The sequence below is a fragment of the Pseudovibrio exalbescens genome (genome assembly GCF_028737195.1).
GTDB lineage: Bacteria > Pseudomonadota > Alphaproteobacteria > Rhizobiales > Stappiaceae > Pseudovibrio > Pseudovibrio zosterae.
In genome coordinates this window covers 59,819-75,976 of sequence record NZ_JAQZAJ010000006.1, presented here as the reverse complement: position 1 = coordinate 75,976, position 16,158 = coordinate 59,819, and the positions used below count along the sequence as shown (strand labels likewise).

Annotated in this window: 15 protein-coding genes and 1 pseudogene; 1 reads left to right on the top strand and 15 read right to left on the bottom strand. The window is 56.2% G+C overall.

What is annotated here, in order from left to right:
- Positions 1-300 precede the first annotated feature (300 nt).
- From PUV47_RS16320 to PUV47_RS16255, 14 genes and pseudogenes are all read right to left on the bottom strand, one after another.
- Positions 301-1,453: pseudogene (locus tag PUV47_RS16320) on the bottom strand (IS3 family transposase).
- 239 nt (positions 1,454-1,692) lie between these two features.
- A complete protein-coding gene (locus tag PUV47_RS16315; RefSeq protein WP_274219655.1) occupies positions 1,693-2,106 on the bottom strand; it encodes a cupin domain-containing protein in 414 nt (137 codons plus the stop codon).
- 639 nt (positions 2,107-2,745) lie between these two features.
- The gene (locus PUV47_RS16310) at positions 2,746-3,339 is read right to left on the bottom strand and encodes a hypothetical protein (RefSeq protein ID WP_274219654.1); all 594 of its coding nucleotides are present in this window, start codon (positions 3,337-3,339) and stop codon (positions 2,746-2,748) included.
- Positions 3,340-3,584: 245 nt separating this feature from the next.
- Complete coding sequence (locus tag PUV47_RS16305; protein ID WP_274219653.1) at positions 3,585-4,442, bottom strand: Brp/Blh family beta-carotene 15,15'-dioxygenase; 858 nt, start codon at positions 4,440-4,442, stop codon at positions 3,585-3,587.
- The gene (locus PUV47_RS16300; protein ID WP_274219652.1) at positions 4,439-5,617 is read right to left on the bottom strand and encodes a lycopene cyclase family protein; all 1,179 of its coding nucleotides are present in this window, start codon (positions 5,615-5,617) and stop codon (positions 4,439-4,441) included. The genes PUV47_RS16305 and PUV47_RS16300 overlap by 4 nt, the downstream gene beginning before the upstream one ends.
- The gene (locus PUV47_RS16295; RefSeq protein ID WP_274219651.1) at positions 5,604-6,569 is read right to left on the bottom strand and encodes a phytoene/squalene synthase family protein; all 966 of its coding nucleotides are present in this window, start codon (positions 6,567-6,569) and stop codon (positions 5,604-5,606) included. Before PUV47_RS16295 ends, PUV47_RS16300 begins: the two co-directional genes overlap by 14 nt.
- 8 nt (positions 6,570-6,577) lie before the next feature.
- Positions 6,578-8,092, bottom strand: coding sequence for a phytoene desaturase family protein (gene crtI, locus PUV47_RS16290; RefSeq protein WP_274219650.1), 1,515 nt, complete (start codon positions 8,090-8,092; stop codon positions 6,578-6,580).
- Positions 8,089-8,931, bottom strand: coding sequence for a polyprenyl synthetase family protein (locus PUV47_RS16285; RefSeq protein ID WP_274219649.1), 843 nt, complete (start codon positions 8,929-8,931; stop codon positions 8,089-8,091). The genes crtI and PUV47_RS16285 overlap by 4 nt, the downstream gene beginning before the upstream one ends.
- 66 nt (positions 8,932-8,997) lie before the next feature.
- On the bottom strand, positions 8,998-9,714 hold the full coding sequence (locus PUV47_RS16280) for a bacteriorhodopsin-like (protein ID WP_274219648.1): 717 nt from the start codon (positions 9,712-9,714) through the stop codon (positions 8,998-9,000).
- A 349-nt stretch (positions 9,715-10,063) separates the two neighbouring features.
- Entirely contained in the window at positions 10,064-10,354 is a 291-nt protein-coding gene (locus PUV47_RS19860) for a rubredoxin (protein ID WP_337994508.1), read from the bottom strand.
- Between the two features lie 245 nt (positions 10,355-10,599).
- On the bottom strand, positions 10,600-11,103 hold the full coding sequence (locus PUV47_RS16270; protein WP_274219647.1) for a bacteriohemerythrin: 504 nt from the start codon (positions 11,101-11,103) through the stop codon (positions 10,600-10,602).
- Between the two features lie 230 nt (positions 11,104-11,333).
- Positions 11,334-12,497, bottom strand: coding sequence for an adenylate/guanylate cyclase domain-containing protein (locus tag PUV47_RS16265; RefSeq protein ID WP_274219646.1), 1,164 nt, complete (start codon positions 12,495-12,497; stop codon positions 11,334-11,336).
- 52 nt (positions 12,498-12,549) lie between these two features.
- Positions 12,550-13,008, bottom strand: a complete 459-nt coding sequence (locus PUV47_RS16260; protein WP_274219645.1) for a nuclear transport factor 2 family protein — start codon at positions 13,006-13,008, stop codon at positions 12,550-12,552.
- Between the two features lie 4 nt (positions 13,009-13,012).
- On the bottom strand, positions 13,013-13,894 hold the full coding sequence (locus tag PUV47_RS16255) for an alpha/beta hydrolase (RefSeq protein WP_274219644.1): 882 nt from the start codon (positions 13,892-13,894) through the stop codon (positions 13,013-13,015).
- A gap of 66 nt (positions 13,895-13,960) precedes the next feature.
- Between PUV47_RS16255 and PUV47_RS16250 the strand changes: the two genes are divergently transcribed.
- Positions 13,961-14,899, top strand: a complete 939-nt coding sequence (locus PUV47_RS16250; RefSeq protein ID WP_274219643.1) for a LysR family transcriptional regulator — start codon at positions 13,961-13,963, stop codon at positions 14,897-14,899.
- 6 nt (positions 14,900-14,905) lie between these two features.
- Here PUV47_RS16250 and PUV47_RS16245 read toward each other — a convergent pair whose 3' ends face one another.
- A complete protein-coding gene (locus PUV47_RS16245; RefSeq protein WP_274219642.1) occupies positions 14,906-16,027 on the bottom strand; it encodes a GGDEF domain-containing protein in 1,122 nt (373 codons plus the stop codon).
- Between the last annotated feature and the right edge of the window lie 131 nt (positions 16,028-16,158).

Here is a 16,158-nt window from a genome sequence, read left to right as displayed (position 1 = left end):
ATCTATACAATATTTATCTCGGTTTATAGCTGGAACAGCATGTTTTTATTTTTGTCAGACTGGATCGCACCTTCATGGCAAATGTTAGACTGTTGACAGTCTGCCTTCCTATAAAAAGTCGGTTCGGGTGAAACTTTTTCCAATGATAAATGAACAATTTCGGACCTGTTTGCTCCAAGCATAATTATTATATCCTAGTGAACGTTATCTGTGCAGCCTGAAGGTGCTCATTTTGAGGTGGTAACAATTGATTACTGCCCCTGAGCTACTCCCCAATCGTTGGACAGGATCTGGCGTAAACTAAAGTACTTTGTGCACCTGCTGATCGGTTTGTGTTTTGTCATTTCTCGGCCAGTAGACCACGGCTGGTGGCCTGCCGCCAAGTGCTGAGTGTGGGCGTTGGTGGTTGTAAAAGGTCATCCATTTCCGGATGGCCGCCTTCGTTTCTGATCCGGTCTCCCAGGCATGCAGGTAGACACACTCGTATTTCAGGTTTCGCCATAGCCGCTCGATGAAGATATTGTCGAGGATCCGACCTTTCCCATCCATCGAGATCCGCACGCCAGATCGGCGGAGCCGATCCGTCTAGGCGAAGGACGTGAACTGACTTCCCTGATCCGTGTTCATGATCTCGGGCAGGCCAAAGTTGTGAATGGCCTCTTTCAGCGCCTCGACACAGAAGTCGGCCTCCAGCGTGTTCGAGATCCCCAGGCCAGAACCTTGCGGGTGTGCCAGTCCATGATCGCCACCAGGTAGAGGAACCCGCGCCGCATGGGCAGGTAGGTGATATCCGAGCACCAGACTTGGTTCGGACGTTCCACCCGCAGACCTCTCAACAGGTAGGGGTAGGTTTTGTGCCCCTTCGTCGGCCTGCTGGTGTTGGGCTTCTGGTATATCGGCATGAGCCCCATGAGGCGCATCAGTCGCCGGATGCGCTTCTCGTTCACGAGGTGTCCGTCGTTGCGCAGGTGCCAGGTCATTTGCCGGACACCGAAGAACGGGGTCTCAAGGAACTGCTCGTCAATCTGCCGCATCAGGCCAAGGTTTTGCTCGGTCTGGCCCTTCGGCTCGTAGTAATAGGACGAGCGCGCGATCGACAACAGCTTGCACAGCTGCCCAATGGACAGGGCCGGGTGGTCCGGCTCGATCATGCCGCGCCTCACTTCCCGCCCCAGGGCTTCAGCTTTCGTTCCAAAAAAGAGTTGGCCACCGCCAGCTCCCCGATCTTGGCGTGGAGTTCCTTCACCTGCTCCTTGTCAATCTCCGGCTTCTTGCGGCTCCCGCGCTCGAACACGCCGGAGGCACCTTCGAGCAGGGCTCGCTTCCATTGATGAATCATCGTCGGATGAACCCCGAACCGGCTTGCCAGCTCGGCGGCCGTCGCCTCCCTTTTCAGGGCTTCCAGCGCGACCTTCGCCTTGAACGCAGGCGCGTGCTGCTTCCGTTTCGACATCTCTGATCTCCTTCTCGTCGAAGATCAACTGACTGCAAATCGCAGCTTATGTGAGTGTCCGAATTTCCGGGGGGGGGGGGGTAGTTCAAGAAGATCCGATGCCAGCTCTTCAAGCCAGATGACGGCTCTCTTTTATCACTCGCACCAACGCTGAGGCCGATCTGAAACCGAAGCAAGCGCCACCAAGAACGGCTCGGCGGCGCTTGCGTACGGGTTGGCGTGAGCTGGCGCTGAGAAACCTACTCCTTAAAGGTCAGGTCACGCGCGCCTACAAAGTCAAGCAGGTTGATGCACACCTCAGGCCCGTTGCAGCGGTCCGCGTGCACATCATCTGCACGGATCAAGGCATAGCTGTCCTGGCCGGTGATCACTTCATGTCCATCTGCATCAATATGCACCCAGTTTCCTTGCACGGCGATGCCCCAGTAGTCGCTGGAGTGGGTGTGGGCTGGAATCGTAACGCCCGGCTGAATGCGAAACGCATACATTGCGCTGCTGTCTTCCTCTTCGCCCCACAAAACGGCCATCTCAACGCCGTCGAGCCCGGCAGGCTGCCAAGCAACATCGTCAAACTTGAAGACATGGCCGTCAGCGGCCAAAGCTACGGTAGATGAAAATACAATGGCCAGTGCTGCCAGAAAATTTTTGATCATGACGAGATCCCTCTTACGCTTCTGATACTGTGATTAGGTGCGGTGTTGCGCTCGCAAACCGAGAACCCGGGGCGCGGCTCTAGCCGCTGGAATGAACAAGACCCGCCACAGCTTCAAGAAGCGCGCGGCACCCTTTTTCAGTCCCCGGAAAGTCGAGAGCCACAATGCCTCACCGAGTTCATTCAGTTCGGCCCGCATATTCAGAAATCAGGTTACCACTGTCAATTAGGTACCCATGAGTAACCATCGACATCAGAGAGGACGCCCGATGCAGTCGCAAGCCTTGGGAAAGCTCAAGAAAGAGGCAAAGCCAATTTGCTAGAGTACTTTGGCACAACGAAGCGAACGCCTAACAACATGAATTTGCAAAGTAGAGGCTTAGCCAGGGACACCTGGACGCGCAGGCATAGGCTCTACTGACAGGCGTTGGCGTCCAGAATCCAAAGCAAGTGTTGATATGGATTGGGTGCCCAAGCTTCGCGGTGACTGGTTCTTCTTTTTTTGGGGAGGTATGGCGTGACGCTGTCAACCGTCTGTGCTTGCCTCGCATTCAAGCACCCTCCGGCACCAGAACGCAAAAAGGCACTGCCAACTCAATGACAGCGCCTTGCAGGGGTTCATGTTGACACGCAACAAGATCTAGCGGCAACCCACCACGGACTTCTCGCAGCCAATCCGGTTCATGGTCACAGACAGGGTAGGATAAGCATAGTCGTGCTTCTTGTGGTCTGTTGCAGCATCAATCAAGGCCACGGCCACCACACCCAAGAGCCCGCCGCCGGAGGCTGAGGACAACCGGTCCTGAGAGGTCTTGCTGAAAGCTGTCACGCTGGCGTGCCCGTCGCGGTAGTCAGGCGCCTTGCAGCTGGCCGTGATTGGCCGTGAGGCGTAACCATAGTCGGGAACGCGGACCTCCGCTGGGGTCTTCAAAGACGCCTTGTAGCCATCGCTCGTGATCTCACAGGAGATCCCTTCGATCTCTTTTTTGGAAGCGACCTGATTTTTCGACTCCCGATGATACTCATAGGTGCGAACCGTCACAATTTCCTGCCCGCGCAGCTCCGGAATATCCTGACCAGCCGCGCGCTTCTTTGCCAGCACATCACCGTTCTGCGTGCCCGGCACGGTAGGAGTGGCCGTTACGCTCATGGCAATTGGCTTGGTTGTCTGACACCCAGCTAGACCGACGACGAATAGAAGCGCCGCGACACGGAACAAACTGCTGATTTTCATATGGCTTACCACAGCTAGAGATCGTTGAACTCTGCGCGCGAGAAAGGAGCGGGCAAGACCAGAAAAGCTGAAAAACGCCACAGCTCAGCTCTCATCTGCCCCATTTAACCTCGCGGACACGCCTTCAGTCTGGAAGGCGGACTGCTTATTGCAATCAAACCTAGCGTTAAGCTGGTCAAATACAACTATTGAGAGAATGAATTATTGGGACAACGCGAAGAGGGCGACACCGGAAGAGATCGCGATCACGCCCGTGTATCCATGAGCACCATGTGAGGCACGGTAAGGCAGGCCAAGCCAATGAAAACCGCCTGCAGCACGCTGGTGTTCATGTGACCGGGATCAGTCACAAGCGCCACCGCAATTGTCGCGGCAACCAGTGTGGCGAAGCTGTAGCCGACAGTCCAAGGCAGGAACTGGCCATCTTGGCGTTGATCTGCCTGCTCCAAAGCACCGCGAAAGTGGCGGATGCTATGAAAGAAGCAGAAGTACAACGCAAAGAACACAAGAGGCGGCAACAGGCATGCAAGGGCCAGGACAAGAAGGATCTCCCCAGCCGCTCTTTTGCTTTTGAGCGCGCAGAACCCTGCAACTCCCACACCCCCAGCCAGCAAGGCAGGCGCGATCACGCCTTGCACTGCGCTCAGGAACGCGGCGTCTTGCCCGGCGAGGCTTTGGTAGACGAAGGCGACCTGTTCTTGGAACAGTAAACACGGCGCACTCAGCATCGCCAATCCCACCACGAAGCGCGGCAGCGGAGCCAAGGCCTCGCGCCAGTCGCCCGCAAAATGCCAAGCAGAGTATAGCAGAAACGATGACAGCCCCACGATTGGAAAGACCCACCAGAGGAGCAACGCCAGCGCCGCCAGCGCAATGTAAACCCCATGGAAAATCATGAGCCCTCTTGGCGAGTGCCACAGCCCCCGATACAGCGCAAGCCGCGCGTCAGCAGCCCCGTGCGGGACGCCCAGAAACGCCACAGCGGTTGCCAGCAGGCCAACTTCCACCGAAAGCGGCAGACGCAACCCGGCGTAATAGGAGACTGCAGCAAGAACGGCAAGCACACTCAGAACCATCGTTTCAATGGGCCGCGCTGTCTTCATGACCGAACCCCGTCGCTGAAACGCAACTGTGCAGCGCACTGCCGCCCTGCACTGCGCAGGAACGGTACTGGCGGCAAGGCTGAAATCAGCCGAAGCACACCCGGCAAGGTTTCCTGACCACTCATGAAGGCTGCAAATTGGTCTGCGGTCAGCTGTTTGGCAATCCGCATGAAGTAGTTCGGTGCCCGGTGCGGCGCGTTGGCCACGGCCTCAAGGAAGATTGCATCCATGGCACGCCGATGCAACGGATCCTGAGCAGGCGCAGGCGGCATCCCGCCCTCCAAAAGCGCGGTGGCACACGCATGGGCCCAGCTCTGAATGCGGCGAAACCCATAGCCGGTGGATGGGCGCACGGCTCCGGCGACTTGCCCGGCGTAGGTCATGCGCGCTGTTTGACTGGGTTTGGTTCTGAGCCCCATTGGTATGGCCCCTTGCTCGGTTCTTACCACCTCAAACCTAGAGCTGCCGAGATAGGCGTCCAGATCTTCTTTGAGATCGGCCTGAAGCGAGCCTGGCGAAACGGGTTGAGCGGCAAACCGCGTTGTTTCAACGAGAAGCCGAGTGCGCGACAGCGGCAGCACGTAAAGGAAGCGAAAACCGCCAGCATCTGCGCGCATGCGGGCCATCAGCTCCACGGCATCTGGGTCCCGCCCCGCGCTTGCGTCAAGCTCGATCTCAACGCCGCGAAACTGTTGCCAAAGAACGCTCTCGGGAAGACGCCCAGTTAGAGCAGAAGGTCGCGTGTCAATCACATATCGGGCGCGCAGCTGCCACCCTTCGCCTTGAACCAGGACATCTTCACTGCCCTCAATGCAGCCCAACACCTTCGCGCCGCCATGAAGATGAACACGCGGTGCCGCCTCGATTAGCGCTGTGCAATGGCGGTAATAGTCGATGCTGCGCAAACATGCATATGTAAACCTCTGCCCATGGTGGGACAGGCTGCACCCGGCATCGGAAAACCGCCAAGTGCGCCACCTTTTGCTAACCAGAGCAGAAAACGCGTGTTCTCCATCCTCGAAGAAGCACCAGGTGCGGTCATCCTCATAATGGTCGCGCGCCTCAAACACATGCACGTCCAGCGCCGCATTCCCTTCCGCCAAGCACCTCGCAAGTGCAAGCCCGGCGCACCCGCCTCCCAAGATCACCACATCGGCCATGTCAGGGAGTTGCATCTGTCGCCTCCCGGGCCGCCGTGCGTTCAAGCTCTTCCAGTTCAAGCCTGTCCAGCGCATCATGCAGACGCGCGACATGATAGCGTGGCGGGCGATGCAGAGTGGCGTCCCACAGAAAACCAATGGCAGAAGTTGTCACCAACCGGCCTTTTGCCGCGCGGCCAACAACCGCCCGCCCCTCCCATACATCATAGGCGCGTTTTTCAATCACACGGCCGATCTCCTGATAAACGCGGCCCGCAACAAGCATTGCAAATCGCGCCCGCCGAGGCAAAAAAGCAAGGCCAGAGTACCCGCTTGCATAGTAGGTATCAGCCAAGCCCAAGAGATGCTGCAGGTGGGGTTTAAGCACTTGCTTCAACAACTCTGGTGGATCCTCCAATCGGGCCGCGCGCAGTTCTCCTGTCCATGTCTTTGGCAAGTAGATCCGTCCGCGCTCCGCATCCTCTCTGATGTCGCGGGCAATGTTGGTCAACTGCATGGCAATGCCCAGATCAATGGCATGGGGGTACGCCCGACGATCCGTCACATCCAGCAGGGCACACATCATCACCCCCACCGTTCCAGCCACCCGATAAGCATAGCGAATGAGCGAAGGCTCGTCTGCCAGCTGCGTCAGGGTCAGGTCGCTTTCCAGGCCGTCGATCAGGTGCAAGAGGCTTTGAGGATTGAGGCCACACTGATCCTTCAAGTCAAAAAACAACACCAGCTGCCGCGGCGCACCAGCGCGCGCGTCACCACGCACAGCGTCGCGCACCAAGGCCAGCTCACGGCGCGCCTCATTGGCATCGCCGCCCCGATCCGCAATATCGTCAAGCCAGCGACAGAGTGCATAAAGCTGTGCAGCCCGTTGCCCATGGCGAGCACCCAGAAACCGCTCAGCCAGCGCAAACGACCGGCCATGGGCACGCAGCACCTGTTTGACGTCCATGGAGGCGGGTCCTGAGCTCATCCTCTCCATCATTCCGCCGCCAATCTGGCCCGTGGTTCAGAGTTCACATCCGCTGTCACCGGTGGCACCAATCTATCAACCACCTTGGCCGAACTCAGCACTCCGGGCAAACCTGCTCCGGGGTGGGTCCCTGCTCCGACGAGATAGAGGTTTTCCGGCCCCTCCGCCTTGTTGTGAAACCGAAACCAAGCTGACTGAGTGAAAATCGGCGCAATAGAAAACCCGGCACCGGCGGGGCTCAGATAGTCATGTTTGAAGTCCTCAGGCGTCATCCAGAAGTCCGAGCGAATATGGTGCTCAAGCCCGGGAACAATGGTTTTGCCCAGGGCATCGACCACACGGTCGCGCATACGCGGCGCCTCCCGTTCCCAGTTGATTTTCGCCTCCAGATTTGGAACGGGCACCAATGCGTAAAAGCTGTCATGACCCGGCGGGGCGAAAGAAGGGTCCGTTGCTGTTGGTCGGTGCAGATAAATAGAGAAGTCTTCTGCCAGCACCTTTTTCTTGAAGATGTCAGCAAGCAGTTCCTTATAGCGCGGCCCCATCCAGATGGTGTGATGCGCGACCTCTGGATACTGACGGTTCGTCCCGAAAAACAGCACGAACAGCCCCATGGATTTGCGGGCGTATCTGGTTTTTAGCCGCGCCCCGAGCTTAGCCTCAGAGGCCCCCATCATGGTGCCATACAACTGCGCGGGGTCCGCGTTGGACACGACCATATCGCAGCCGATCCGCTGGCCAGTTTGCAGTCTGACCGCGCTCACGCGATTATCCTCGACCTCAAGCTGTGACACGGTTTGCCCCAGCTCAATCTTGATGCCGACCTCCACCATGAGCTTGTGCAGCGCCTCTACCAAGGCCCCTGTTCCACCCATGGCAAAATGCACGCCATGCGCGCGCTCCAAAAAATGGATCAAGTTGTAAATGCAGGTGGTGTCGAACGGGTTTCCGCCCACCAGCAGCGGCTGGATCGAAAAGGCCTGCCGCAGCTTTTCATGCTTCAAATGCCGAGAGACCAACTGGTATACATTGCGGTCACTCCGGAGTTTCACCATGGCGGGCAAGACCCTCAGCATCTCGGAGAGCTTGTGGAACGGTTGCGCAGCCAACTGTTGGAAGCCGACCTTGTAGATTTTCTCGGAGGTCCGCAGGAGTTCGACGTAGCCCTCCGCATCCGGAGGTGACAACTTCTTTATCTCGTTGATGGTGTCTTCTGGTGTTCCGCCATAGCGAAACCGCACCCCATCCTGAAAGTAGAACTCGTACCACGTATCAAGCGCGACCAAATCGACATAATCGTCAAGCCTGCGCCCAAACAGCGCAAACAATTCTTCAAAAAGAAACGGCGCGGTTATCACGGTGGGACCTGCATCGTGCCGGTAGCCGTCCTTTTCAAAAACTTGCGCTCGCCCGCCCAGGCCATCACAGCGGTCGAGCAGCGTAACATGGTAGTTTTTGGCCCTCAGGCGCAGCGCAGCCGCAATGCCGCCGAAGCCACCGCCTATCACAACAGCGTTGGTCATGCCGCCTCCTGCGCTGGCAGTTGCGCCAGCATCTTGTCCGCATGGCGCACCATTAAACTGCCAAGATCAAACGGAAGGGCGGAACATGCTTCCTTGGCTTCCTGCAGCACGGTCCGTGTCAAATGGGCGGCCTCTATAACGGCTCTTTGAAAATCCGTTTCAGGCTCGAACATCCAGATCACATTGTGCGCACCCGCCTTGAAGTCCTTGGCCGCATCGCTCAAGTCATCCGCCATTTGGTAGCCCAAAGCAAAAAGTGTGGTGGCACTGCGAATGGGCTCGATCAACGCCTCTTGGCCAGCGGCCAACGCTGCCAGCTCGAGGGGCAATGCCAGCAGCGGGCCTGATTTCGCCTCTGCTGTTCTGCGATACGCTGTCGATGTGCGCGGCAATGCATCCGATTGCAAATCCTGTGCTTGCCCCTCAATCACCACGGCGGTGCGGTCGTGCAGGTGGCTGATGAGTTTGCCAAGCTGGTTCGTCTGCGCGTTTGCCAAACACTTGTAGCTGGCAGAAAGAAGGTAATCACCGGCACATATGGCTGTGTCCGCGCCGTAGCGTGCCCAGACGGACTGCTGGCCGCGACGATACTTGTCGCCATCCTGCAAATCGTCGTGAATGAGGGATGCATTGTGCAGCAACTCGCAGCTGGCCGCCAATGCCACGATGGTGGTCGGCGAAAGTGCGAACCGCTCGCCGGCATGGATCCCGAGCTTTGCACGGAAGCGCCCCCCACCTGCGGCGAGATGATAGTGGCAGGCCTCGCTGACCAAGCCATTCTCGCCAGCCGCTGCGCACACCGCGTTTTCAGTAAGGACGAAAAGGTTATCGTTGGTCATTCCTGTCACTCCTCTCGGACCCGAAAAGGAGGGCAGAGCGGTCAACCCACTCTGCCCGTCCGGTCGTCATGCACGTGCCTTCTGGTTGGCATCGTCAGAAGTGGCCGCGGCCCAAATCACCACACCAAAGGCGATTTTGTTCACGAAATCGGCAAGGTTGTAGATGATGTTGAGAGCGGCAATGTCTCCACCTGCGGCGTAACCGTAGATGTATCCCAGAGGATAGATGGACCAACCGACAGTCACGATCAGGCGCAAGGCGTGAAATGCTTTCTTGGATGCGACAGTACCTTGCGAGGCGTTGATCTCGCTCGCTTCTCCGGCGAAGACCTCATAAATGATGTAGAACCACGCGACTGTGCCGATGACGAACAGCCCCCACAGCGCCAGCGCGCTGGATGGGTTCACTTCACCCAGATAACCCGCGATCAGCATAACCAGTGAGGCGACCAGCAGGCGCCAGAACAGACCGACCGACACCACTGCAATAGCGGTTAGAATGAGGTAGAACTCGATAATCTGCAGCGGAACCGTCAGAAGCCAATCGACATAACGAAATACTGTCGGGCTTGTTCCGGTCGCAACCCAAACATCTCTCATGTAAAAATAGTGAATGGCTGCGATACCCGTCACCATTGCAGCAACTGTCAAGGATGTTTTCCATTTCCCGTGGGCACGATCACGTTCGACCCAGAAAAAGAAAGTTGCGGCTACCATGGCAGCGGAGATGATCCAGAACGACACCCCAACATAATCACGGGGGTCAAGTAGTAGTACGTCCATCATACTCCTCCACGAAGTTACTACAGCTGACCATTGCTGCAGTGCGAAATAATAGTTCACGGTCAACTATATATTACGTAGAGTTTGTTCGCTGGATCACACTTTTTATGTTATCTACTCAAATATTTCTCCTGCTGAACCATACAGTGAATAAATAAAATAGGATGCGCATGAAATTTTACGCAGACGAATACAACAGACAATAACGAAAAAACAAGCGAACTCATCGCCAGAACTGATCATAAATCAGCTGACGTGCTTTGGAGGTGTAAATAGCCCAGTTGAACGCAAGGGCAAGGTCTTGCCTGCCCCTTCAATATGCCGGGGCTTTCAGCACCCTCAGCTGCCCCTACCAATCCTCATGTGGTGTTCCACAAATAGGGCAGACCCAATCCTTTGGCAGATCCTCGAAGGCGACTCCCTTGGGGATGCCGCCCCTTCTGTCGCCAAGCGCAGGATTGTAGGTATAGCCGCACTGATCTTCAGGGCACCGCCGCCGACGCATGGGATCAACGGCGTCGGCAAGCGCTACCTTGTGGCCAGCCACAAAAACAACCGAAGCCGCAAGCACTTGTGAACCAACGCCCTGAAGGAAGCGGCGACGCGGCAGGGTACAAGACTGCAAGAATAACTTGACCATTGCGACACCTCGCAAAGAAAAACGGCAGCGGCCGACAGGGGACGGATCAGAGCCGCCAGAGTAAATTACCTAACGTCCGTATTTTGATGCGAACGTGAAATCCGGCCATGACCCTGATCAATCAACGATAAGAAACAGGAGACTTTTTTCGCGCCCTTGGTCTCTGGAAAAACGTCTTTGGCCGATATAAAAAGATCCCGCGCAGCGTTGTATCACACACACCTTGAAGCCGCTGATTGGATGCTTTAGCTGCTGGCAAGCATATCCAATTCATCTTGCTCAACCATTTTCTTTGCATCCTCAAAGCTGAAGCCTTCTTTCATGGCCAAAACCACATTAGCCATCTTCTTGTCATCGCCGAGAATATGGAAAGTGAGCCAGCGTATAAGGATCTGCAAGACTCTCTCTGTCTTCTCCTGCCAAGGCTTGTCCTGTTCAACCACGCCAATGCGCATGATGTTTGGCAGAAATGTACTGTGATTCAGTTCATGCTCCCTGTACCATACATCGCTGGTATCAAAGTATTTGGCCCAAACCTTTTCTTCTTGCTGAAAATGAAAAGCCGCATAGTCAAACGTTTCATCGATCACGTTCGACATGCTCATCTCATCACCAGTAGAAAGCGTATCAGAAAGTCTGTTGATGAGATCGACCAGTTTGTGGTGCTGAGCATCAATTACCGGAATGCCAACTTCGAATTCCTTGGTCCACGGAAATGCCTCTGCACTTTTAACTTGGGTTTGCTGCACGTTCTTTCCCATCAACAAAACAGAAGTTTAAATTTGTATCTTGCCTTCAAGTTTAACGTACACGGCAAACTATCCGGCCACTAGCGCAAAAACCCTAGGGAATCACAGTGTTTTTCCAAAAATGTGCAAGTCTTCGAGGCAAGACCGGGAACAATGCAATGTTGAAGTGTGGCTCGTGAACCCGCTTTCACATCCCCCAAACTTGGCAGAGCGACAAAACGAACTGGCACCTATCTCAGCCGGTAGAGCTCTACTTTTTCAGCAAGCCCTTGGATAGAGTGCAGTCCTTCGGACCTGGCATCGACCTTCGCGGCTTGGGCAACCGCCGCTGTCATCAAAGCTTCCGCACCGACGGACTTACACAGCTCCTGAACGCGACTAGCGACATTTACTGCCGGACCCACAACGGTGAAATCGAGACGATCCGGCCCCCCAATATTGCCATAGGTCACGGACCCATGGTTGATGCCGGTTACAAACTGAATTTCCGGCTTGCCGTCGTCCAGGCGCCTTTTGTTACAGGAGATCAGCTCATTGTGCGCTTCCAGAGCAGCGGCAACGGCCTGCTTGCACACCTCCGCTGCACCTCGGCTGGCTCCTTCGGGAAAAATCGCGACCACACCATCGCCGATAAATTTGAGAACATCGCCACCATGATGCAGCACGGCAGATACAACAACATCGAAGTAGTCACAGAGTGCCTGAAGTAGCTCCTGTTCGCCCCAGCTCTCAGACTTGGCCGTGAAGCCACGCAGATCTGCAAACAGGATCGCTGCTGAAATCCGATTGTATTCACCGCGCCGGATGACTCCATTGATTACTTCGGAAGCTGGCCCGTTCCCCAAGTAGGTACATAACAGGCTATTCATGGAACGCCGCATGGCCATCGGCTCAGCTGCTGCGGCGAGGGCGTGCCGTGTGGCTCCCAGAGCAGCCAAATCACCAGCTGTAAAGCCCCCTTCCCGCCGCGTTGTAAAACTAGAGGCCTGAACGGTGCCATCCCCGTACTCTAATGGCATGGCGAGAAAGTCAGTCGCCCCCGCTTCTGCCTGTTCCCGATACACGCTATGCGTCTGATCCAGGTCGAGCTCATGAATTGGTACCCGTAGCAGTTTCCGCTCTTGCACAATGTACTCAAAGGGGCTTCCCTTCCATGCGACACTATCGAGCGCCCCAACCGGCACCTCGTAGGCCGCTGTACCGGCTTCCAGGGTCCAGATAACGCCCCATGCGCTAAGCAGCGGACTGGCGAGGTGCTGCCCCACTCTAACGCGGTTCAGCGGCACCCCAAGATCAACGAGAGCTTCACAATAGCCTCGAACCAGCCACTCCAGGTCGCCCTTAGTGCGCCCCTCATTTATTAGCCATGCGTTCACTTTACTGACGTCATGCATCCTGCGGCCTCCCCTGCTTGCGTGACATCACGGCCCAGTGCCTTAAGCGTCTTCAGGAAACGCCAGAGGACCGGGCCTTTGCCTCTTCACCAACCGTATGATCGCCAGCCGCGAACTTGAAGTGAAAGGTCATTTCTTCGATCCGCCATACCTTATCCTGACGCACCAACCTGAACGTGTAAGTGCCGACGATGAGCTGGTGCCCGCTTCCTGAAGTTCCTTTTATGAAGTGAGACGCCATCCCGTGGCAAGACACCGTAGCCTCGTCGCCTTCTACCTCAACAATCAGGTTGCCAATCTGATGATGAATGGCGTCGTAGTTGGGCATCATCATGCCCCATGCTTCTGTGATCTGCTGCGGCCTCAACAGCTCTGCCGGTTGCCCCGTCAAGGAACGGTAATCCAGCCGAACCGTCTCGGCCATGAGGCTCCATACCTGCGGCCAATCAAGACGATCGACCGCAGCAAAAAACTTGGACACCAAATTGCAAAGAGCGTGATAGTCCTGCATGACCTCAGCCCTCGCTTTTAAAGAAAACAGCAAGTTCGTCCGCAACCTGCTCCACCACTGCCGGTTTGTCGTAGAAGTCAAACTGCGAAACATCGTCAAGCCAGACTTCGCTAATTGGCGCATGGGTGCGCTTTACAAACGCATGCGCGCTTGCGGGCAAAGCCGCTGCTTCCGAGGCCACAATCAAGGTCGCCTTCGACAACTTCTCGGCAATTTTCTGCGCATCATAGGACAGCCACGGCTCCCAGGAGGCAACGTTGAACTTGTTGTCATAAGCGGCAATCATGCCCCGGTCCGTCTCGGTGTAATATGGGGCCTGATACATGAGCGCATTTTCATCGGTCGCGCTGGCTGCAACCATGTAGGTTGGCTCCGCCGCACTGGCTGCTTCACGCCCTGCCGCTATCAGAGACTGCGCCATGTCCGGGCCGCCATAAATCTGTGTCGCCATTTCCGGGTCATGCAGCCATGGAGCCACAAGGGCAAGCTTTTGCAGAACCGGCACGGTGGCAACAGCGTCTGCCATGTACCCCGAAGATGCGCATATCCCGACGCCATAAACAGATGCTTCATCCACCTCCGGCAAGGAGGCAAGAAAGCGCGCTGCATGGCGGGTGTCTTCCGTTTTGCGTGCTGGATCTTCCAGATACCTTGGCTCGCCCGCAGACTGGCCCCACCCGCGAAAATCAAAGACCAGTGCTGCAAAGCCGCGCTGCGCCAAGGCCTTGGCATAGGTGGTTGGCATTTGCTCTTTAACGGTGGTCCACGCTCCGGTCACGACAACGCCCGGCAAAGGCCCATCCCCGGCGCGTTCCGGGGTGTAAAGCACCGCCTGAAGAACGTCGCCCTCTACGGAAAATTGTAGTTTTTTGCTGATGATCGTCATGTGTACCTCCAGTGTCCGGATCCCATTACAGTCAAAATAGAGGGACGAACTGCTGAAAATAAGAACTTGAAAATCGAAGATACTGCTGGCATTTTTCGAACAATGCAGCGCATGCCTCTAAACAGTCTCGAGCTCTTTTTTACCATTGCAAAGCGCGGCTCCGTGCGTGCTGCCGCGGCTGAGCTCAACCTCCAGCCATCCACCGTCAGCCATCAATTGAGAGCCTTGGAGCAGCAGTTGGGCGTGCGCTTGTTTGTGCGAACCACACGCTCTGTCACACTCACGGATGCAGGGCATGAGCTTTGGGAACAGGGCCTTCCAGCTTTTGAAAAGCTCAGGCGCGCCATTGAAAACACGCAGGAACGGGATCAGAAAATCCGCGGAACGCTGCGGCTCAATTTGCCAGAGATCGCATATGAGGTCTGTCTCGCAGATCGACTTGCCGAGTTCTACGCGACCTATCCCGACATCTCATTGGACCTGACCCTCAGCGATCAGATGGTTTCTGTTGCAGCAGAGGGGTTTCATGCTGGCATCCGATTTGGCCACAGATTGCATGATGAAGTCATCGCAGCGCAGATCTCCCCACCGCACCGCACGGTCGTGCTGGGCTCTTCAGATTACTTTCAAGACCATGGCGTGCCGCAAGTCCCGCAAGATCTGGTCGCGCACGATTGCTTGCAGTACCGGTTCGTGGACTCCCGGCGGACCGCGGAATGGCGTTTTCAGATCGATGGTGAAGTACAGGTTCAACCGGTGTCAGGCTCTCTCACATCGTCCAGCCTGGGTGTTTTGGTGGATCGCGCCCGCCGAGGGCACGGCCTCATTCTCACCTCTGATCAGCTGGTCGCACGCGAACTGGCTAGTGGGGAGCTGGTTGCCGCCCTCTCCGAGTTTACCTACGAGTATCCGGCCCTTTACATCTACTATCCCAAAGACTATCGCGGCCATCCGTGCTTGCGTGCCTTTGTCGGCTTTTTTCGCACAGGTGAAGGCGGCCCATAAAAGGGTTCAGTCCATGAACCGGACGCGGTTCCGCCCATCTTGCTTGGCTTGATAAAGTGCCTTGTCCGCCTGTTCCAAGAACAGCTCAGGCCCCTCGCCAGATGCAGGCACACGGGCAACAACACCAATCGACGTGGTCAACCGGCACGCTGGCCCGCCCGCTTCATCCCGGATCAGGATTGTCGCGACTTCCTCACGAACGCGCTCAGCCAACTGAACTGCTTCCGCCTGTCCATGCCCCACACTAACGATCAGCAGCTCTTCACCGCCCATGCGGAACGCGGAACCGACTGCCGTTTTGCTGTGACGGGCCAGAATGGTCCCCACGTCCTGAAGCACCTTGTCGCCCTGCAAATGCCCGTAGGTGTCGTTGACCCGCTTGAAGTGGTCCAGATCCAACGACAGAAAGGCCACCTGCTTGTTGGCAGCCGCAGCCCGTCGCAGTTCATCAGATATGAGCACATTGAAGTAGCGGCGATTGTAAAGCCCCGTCAGCTCGTCGGTAATTGAGAGCTTTTCCAGCTTCTCGTTGAGCTGCTTCAGTTCTTCTTCAATAAGGATACGGCGTTGGCGCTCCCGAATGAGTTCAATGGCGTGAAGAGACAGTTCGTCATACATGTTCAAGACGGTCTCGATCAGAACACGAATGGAACCGCCCATCTGCTGATCTGCAGCCACCTTGGCCTCGGAAAAACTCAGCCCGCTGTCCATGGCCTGAACCACGAAGCTCATCTTCTTGTCTTCGTCCAGAATGTGAAAGGCCAGCCAGCGGATCAGGAACCGCAGCACTTTCTCTGTCACTTCTTGCCAGGGTTCATCGGCGGCCTTTTCCTTGATTTGAAGAACGCTCGGCAAGAACGAGCCGTGGCTTTTCAGGTGTGCGTTCTTCCAATCATCCGCGCCGTCAAAGTAGGTTTCCCAGACCTCTTCTTCCTCTGCGAAGTGATAGGAAGCATAGTCGGCAAGCTCGTTGAACACGACCGCGACCCCAACCGGGTCATCGGAAACAAGCGTGCTGGCCAGCCGGTTCAACAGGTTCACCAACTGCTTGTGCTGCTCATCAACGGTGGCAATGCCTGTCTCAAAATTCTTGTTCCAGGGGAACACCACAACGTCAGTCACTTGCATCCACACAACCCAGTTCAATGCGCCAAAACCGGAACAGCGCTGGCTCCGGCGACTACCTGGATTCTACTCTAACGTGCAGCACCCGCGTTTTTGAATAGGTATATCCCCTGCCAGATCAACGTTTTAGCGTA